This is a genomic window from Promicromonospora kroppenstedtii DSM 19349, from assembly GCF_000515355.1.
Classification (GTDB): domain Bacteria; phylum Actinomycetota; class Actinomycetes; order Actinomycetales; family Cellulomonadaceae; genus Promicromonospora; species Promicromonospora kroppenstedtii.
This window is the reverse complement of record NZ_KI911766.1, coordinates 4,560-10,586: the sequence shown is the minus strand read 5'-3', so window position 1 is coordinate 10,586 and position 6,027 is coordinate 4,560. Positions and strand designations below refer to the sequence as shown.

Genomic DNA, 6,027 nt, shown 5'->3' with positions numbered 1-6,027 from the left:
GGCCGACCACCTGACGGCGTTCGTCACGGTGGACGACGCGGTGGAGGACGCGGCGGCCGACGCCGGGGACGCCGTCACGCTGGTGCTCGACGACGCCGCGTACACCGTGACCCGGGACGGGACGGTGACCGGTCCGGGCGACGGCGCCGACGCGGAGGTGAGCGAGCGGGAGGGCGGCTACGACGTCGTCGTGCACCTGCCCGCGACCCTCGCCGAGGGCGCGACCGCCACGTTCGACGCCCGCGTGACCAGCGGCGACGAGTCCACCGCGTGGAACTCGCCCGGTGCCGTCGGCACGCTGACGCTGGTCGAGGAGCTGTCGTACCTGGAGGTCACCGAGGCCGCGCAGGCCCCGGTGGTCGACGGCGACGTGGACGACGTGTGGGACGCGGCGGGTCCTGCGGTGACCACCACCAAGGAGGTCGAGGGCTCGGGCGGCGCCGTCGCGACCGTCCGCACCCTGTGGAGGGACGGCACGCTGTACGTCCTGGCGGACGTCGCCGACCCGGTGGTCGACGTCTCCGGCTCGGACCCGTGGATCCAGGACTCCGTGGAGATCTACGTGGACGGCGGCAACGCGAAGAACGGCGGCTACCGGGCCGACGACACGCAGATCCGCGTCTCGGCGCTGGGCGTCGTCTCGTTCGGCACCGGCGACGAGGCGGCGCAGCGCGCCCGCGTGTCCAGCGCCGCCACGGCGACCGACGACGGCTACCGCGTCGAGGCGTCGGTCGACCTGCTGTCCTACGGCGGCCCGGGCACGTTCCACGGCCTGGACTTCCAGGTCAACGACGCGGCCGGCGGCGCACGGACCGCCGTCCGCAACTGGGCCGACCCCACGGGCGCGGGCTACCAGTCCACCGCGCGCTGGGGCGTGGGCCGGCTCGTCGAACCGGAGGCGCCGGCGGTACCGGCCTGGTCCGCGAGCGCCGTGTACACGGCGGGTGACCAGGTGAGCCACGACGGCGCGGTGTTCACCGCACTGTGGTGGACGCGCGGCCAGACCCCGGGCGCCACGCCATGGGGGCCGTGGGCCGAGGTGGGCGCCCCGCAGGCGTGTGCCGGCGGCACGTACGCCGCCTGGACGCCGACCGCGGTGTACGACGGTGGCGAGACGGTGGTGCACGGCGGCCATCGCTGGACCGCGCAGTGGTACAGCCGGAACCAGGAGCCCTCGGCGACGCCGTGGGGTCCGTGGCGGGACCTCGGCGGCTGCTGACTCCTGCCGTTCGTCGGGTCTCCTTCCGCGTGAGCGCTGGTCGCTCGCAAGAAAGGAGACCTGACGAATCGTTACAGACGGTTAACACGACTTTCCAGGCGACCCCACTTGCGTGGCGATATGGTCCAAACCTCCCCGCCAGTTGACCGGGGAGACGAACTGGGGAGGCAATCAGTGAGGCAAGCACGCATCACCACCCTCGCCGCGGCGGCGGCCGTGGTGGCCCTGACCGTGGCCGGGTGTACCCCGAACGACACCGTCGAAGGCGACGGGCCGGTCACCCTGGAGACCTGGATCAGCCAGGACATGGAGACGCTGTTCCCCGGCGACGCCGGGGCGTACGACAACATCAGCGTCCTCGACGTGGTCTACGACGGTCTGGTCCGGTACGACCCGGAGACCACCGAGCCGTACAACTACGTGGCCGAGTCCATCGAGCCCAACGACGACAACACGGTCTGGACCATCAAGATCAAGCCGGACCTGACGTTCCAGAACGGTGAGCCCGTCGACGCCGATGCGTTCGCCCGCTCCTGGAACTACACGGCCGACGGCGACAACGGTCTGTACTCCAACTACTTCTTCGGCATCATCGAGGGCTACGACGAGATGCAGCCCACGACCGACGACGACGGCAACATCACCGCCGAGGGCGCCGCGGACGAGCTGTCCGGGCTGAAGGTCACCGACGACCTGACCCTCGAGGTCACCCTCGCCTCGCCGTTCGCCGGCTTCGCGACGATGCTCGGCTACACCGGCTTCTTCCCGATCGCGCAGGAGTGCCTGGACGACGTCGAGAAGTGCGCGCTCGAGCCCATCGGCAACGGCCCCTTCCAGGTGACCGACTGGCAGCAGAGCCAGGAGCTCACCGCCGAGAAGTGGGCGGACTACACGCTCGACGAGACGCCCAGCTACGACGCCATCCACTGGACCGAGTACGCCGCGGGCGAGACGGCCGGGTGGGCGGACTTCAAGGCCGGCGACCTCGATCTGTCCTTCCCGCCGACCGCGGAGGTCGAGTCCGCGAAGAACGACCCCGAGCTCTCCGAGCGGTATGTCGAGAAGCCCGGCGCCTCGCTCACGTACCTGGGCTTCTCCGGCTACACGGAGGGCCCGTGGAACGACATCGAGTTCCGCAAGGCGATCTCCATGGCGATCGACCGCGAGGGCATCATCTCCTCGCTGGGCAGCGGTCAGGCCACCCCGGCCGACTCCTGGGTGGTTCCCGGCGGGGTGCCCGGCGGCGAGGCCGGCACGTGCGAGTGGTGCGTCTACGATCCCGAGGCGGCCAAGGCGGCGCTGGAGAAGGCCGGCGGTTGGCCCGACGGCGAGAAGCTGCAGATCAGCCTGGGTGACGACGACGCCGAGGTGGAGTACTTCACCGCCATCGGCAACTCCATCGAGGAGGTGCTGGGCATCCCGTACGAGCTCAACATCCTGCCGAGCGACGACTACTTCTCGACCCGGTCGGCCCAGGGTTTCGACGGCATGTTCCGGAACAACTGGTTCCCGGACTACCCGCTCAACGAGAACTACCTCAGCTTCTACGCGTCGGGCGAGCCCGGCGCCGGGCACTGGGGCTGGTACAGCGAGGACTTCGAGACCAAGCTGGACGAGGCGGCCGCCGCGCCGTCGCTCGACGAGTCCGTCGCGCTCTACCAGGAGGCCGAGGCCATCCTCGCCGAGGAGTTCCCGACCATCCCGTTCCGCTGGAGCTTCAGCGCCACCTACTACAGCGACCGGCTGGAGAACGTGATCCTCAACCCGTTCTCGGGCGCGCCGATCCTCCGCAAGATCGACGTCACGGCGTAACGAACCACCGCGCCGGGCCGGAGCGGCACCACCGGCCGGGCCTGACGGGACACCGTTTCCGCCAGGTCCGGCCGGCACGGCCGTCCGCCGTCCGCGCATCCCCATACCCCCCGGAAGGACCCCATGGGGCGCTACATCCTTCGCCGTGCCGCCCAGGCGGTCGGCACCCTGCTGCTCGTCATGTTCCTGCTGCACCTGCTCACGACGGTCGCCATCCAGCTCAACGGCAACCCGGCCCAGGCGTTCTTCGGTGACAAGGTCGCCACCCCGGCGCAGGTCGCCGCCGTCGAGCAGCGCTTCAACCTCGACGACCCCTGCTACGACCAGGTGGGCAACCCGTGCCTCGGGCCGTTCGTCGAGCGCCTCGGGCAGTACGCCCAGGGCGACTTCGGCACCAACCTGCGCGGGCGTGAGGTCTCGGAGATCGTCGCCACAGCGGCGCCGAACACCATCCGCCTGTTCTGCGTGGTGCTGGTCACCTGGCTGGCGCTCGGCATGCTGCTGGGCTCGGCCGCGGCCCGCTGGCGCGGCTCGCCCGGCGACCACGGCATCCGGCTCACGTCGGTGCTGATCGACGCGTTCCCCGTCTTCGTGCTGTTGATCGTCTACCGGTACGTCGTCGCCGTGCCGCTGAACCGCTGGGCCGAGGACACGTTCGGCGAGAACAGCTGGCCGCCCTACTGGTTCAAGCCGTCCTTCGACCCCGACCACCCGTGGGCCACCGTCGTCGTCCCCGGCATCCTGCTCGGCCTGGCCGGGTCCGCGGCGTTCATCCGCCTGGTCCGGGCCAGCCAGCTCGACTCCTACCAGGGCGACCACGTGCGCACGGCCCGGTCGAAGGGGCTGACCGAGGGGCGCGTCGTCGTGCACCACGTGGTGCGCAACTCGTCGGTCCCCGTGGTGACCGCCGTCGGCCTGACCTTCGCCGAGGCGCTCGGCGGGGCCGTGATCACCGAGGGCCTGATGAACATCTACGGGATGGGCGGCGTCCTGTGGGAGGCCGTGCGGAACGACGACGTCGGGCTCGTGCTCGGCGTCGTGACCCTGCTGGCCGCGGTGACCGTCGTGGTGATGATCGTCGTCGACATCGCCTATGCCCTGCTCGACCCGAGGATCCGCTATGAGTGATGCCGCGACACCCACACCGACCGCCCGGCGCACCGCGGGCGCGTCGTCGAGCCCGCTCGCCGACGCCTGGCGTCGGCTCCGCCGCCGGCCGGACACGATCGCCGCCGCCGTCGTGCTCGTGTTCTTCGGGCTGATGGCGGCGTTCCCCACGCTGTTCACGAGCACCAGTCCTCGCACGTGCCCGATCCGGGAGGCCCGCACGACGCCGCAGGGCTGGGGCGGCGAGCACCCGCTGGGCACCGACGCGCTCGGCTGCGACGTCCTGGCCACGCTGGTGCACGGCATCCGGCCGTCGCTGCTGCTGGCGATCGTCGTGGTCGGCGTCTCGCTGCTGATCGGCGTCACCCTGGGTCTGCTCGCCGGGTACTACCTCGGCTGGGTGGACTACCTGGTCTCCCGTGCTGTCGAGGTCTTCCTGGTGATCCCGCTGCTGCTGGCCGCACTCCTGGTGCTGTCCCTGTTCAAGGGCGTCGACCTCGGCACCGGCACGTTCAACGTGATCCTGCTGCCCGCGGTGGTGCTCATCCTGTTCGGCTGGATGCCGTACGCCCGGTACGTGCGGGCCAGCACGCTGGAGGCGAAGAACCTGGACTACGTGACCGCCGCGCGCTCGCTGGGCGCGTCGGACCTGCGCATCATGGGCCGGCACGTGCTGCCCAACGCGATCGGCACCGTCACCGCGCTGCTCCCGACCTCCGTGGCCGGGGTGATCAGCGCGGAGGCAGTGCTGTCCTTCCTGGGCATCGGCGTCCGGCCACCGGCGACGAGCTGGGGGATCCAGATCGAGCAGGGCTCGGAGTGGGTGCTCGGCGGTGCCCCGCACATCCTGCTCGCGCCCCTGATCTGCCTGGTCGCGACCGTCCTCGCCCTGGTGGTGCTCGGCGACGCCCTGCGCGACGCCCTCGACCCGAGGCTCGCCGCATGAGCGCGGCGAGCCGCCTGCGGAGCGCAGCAGAGGGTGAGGGCCGAGGAACGAGGCACTCGCCCGGCGCGGAGCGCAGCGAGGGCGAGCAGAAGACACATCCCCTCCTGGAGGTCACCGACCTCGCGGTCGAGTTCCGGACGCCCGACGGCGTGGTGCGCGCCGTCGACGGGCTGTCCTACCGCGTGGAGGCTGGCCGGACGCTCGCGATCGTGGGTGAGTCCGGCTCGGGCAAGTCCGTGTCGTCGCTGGCCGTGATGGGCCTGCTGCCCGACACCGCGCGCGTCACACGCGGGTCGGTGCGGTTGGAGGGCACCGACCTGCTCACCCTGAGCCGCAAGGAGCACCGCGCCCGCTGCGGTGACCGGGTGGCGATGGTGTTCCAGGACGCGCTGGCCGCGCTCAACCCCGTGCACACCGTGGGCTACCAGCTCACCGAGGCGCTGCGGGCCCGCCGCGGACTGTCCCGCGGCGACGCCCGCAAGCGCGCGATCGAGCTGCTCGACCTGGTCAAGGTGCCGAACGCGAAGGCCCGCGTGACGGAGTACCCGCACCAGTTCTCCGGCGGCATGCGCCAGCGCGTGATGATCGCGACGGCGCTGGCCATGGACCCCGACGTACTCATCGCGGACGAGCCCACCACGGCCCTCGACGTGACGGTCCAGGCGCAGGTGCTGCGCCTGCTCGCGGAGATCCAGGCCGAGCGGCACATGGGCCTCGTGCTGATCACGCACGACCTGGGCGTCGTGGCAGGCGTCGCCGACGACGTCACGGTCATGTACGCGGGCCGCGCGGTCGAGCAGGCCCCCGTGGTGCCCGTCTACACCGCGCCCGCCCACCCGTACACCCGGGCCCTGCTGCGGTCGATCCCCTCCGCCGCCGGGACGGGCCGCCTACCCGTGATCCCGGGCCGGCCACCCAGCCCGGCCGCGATGCCGGCGGGCTG

Annotated in this window: 5 protein-coding genes; all 5 read left to right on the top strand. The window is 71.5% G+C overall.

Going from position 1 to position 6,027, the window contains the following annotated elements; all coding sequences use genetic code 11:
• Nucleotides 1-1,219: sugar-binding protein (locus PROKR_RS30050; RefSeq protein WP_036971613.1), on the top strand; the 1,219-nt coding region annotated here is incomplete at its 5' end.
• Nucleotides 1,220-1,393: 174 nt separating this feature from the next.
• Nucleotides 1,394-3,031, top strand: coding sequence for a peptide ABC transporter substrate-binding protein (locus tag PROKR_RS30045; RefSeq protein WP_051433521.1), 1,638 nt, complete (start codon nt 1,394-1,396; stop codon nt 3,029-3,031).
• Between the two features lie 123 nt (nt 3,032-3,154).
• Nucleotides 3,155-4,159 (top strand): ABC transporter permease, encoded by a 1,005-nt coding sequence (locus tag PROKR_RS30040; RefSeq protein ID WP_036971610.1) that lies wholly within the window; start codon nt 3,155-3,157, stop codon nt 4,157-4,159.
• A complete protein-coding gene (locus tag PROKR_RS30035) occupies nt 4,152-5,084 on the top strand; it encodes an ABC transporter permease (protein ID WP_036971607.1) in 933 nt (310 codons plus the stop codon). The genes PROKR_RS30040 and PROKR_RS30035 overlap by 8 nt, the downstream gene beginning before the upstream one ends.
• Nucleotides 5,081-6,027, top strand: a 947-nt coding sequence (locus tag PROKR_RS30030) for an ABC transporter ATP-binding protein (RefSeq protein ID WP_245606041.1), incomplete at its 3' end; no start/stop codon positions are given. The genes PROKR_RS30035 and PROKR_RS30030, both read left to right, overlap by 4 nt.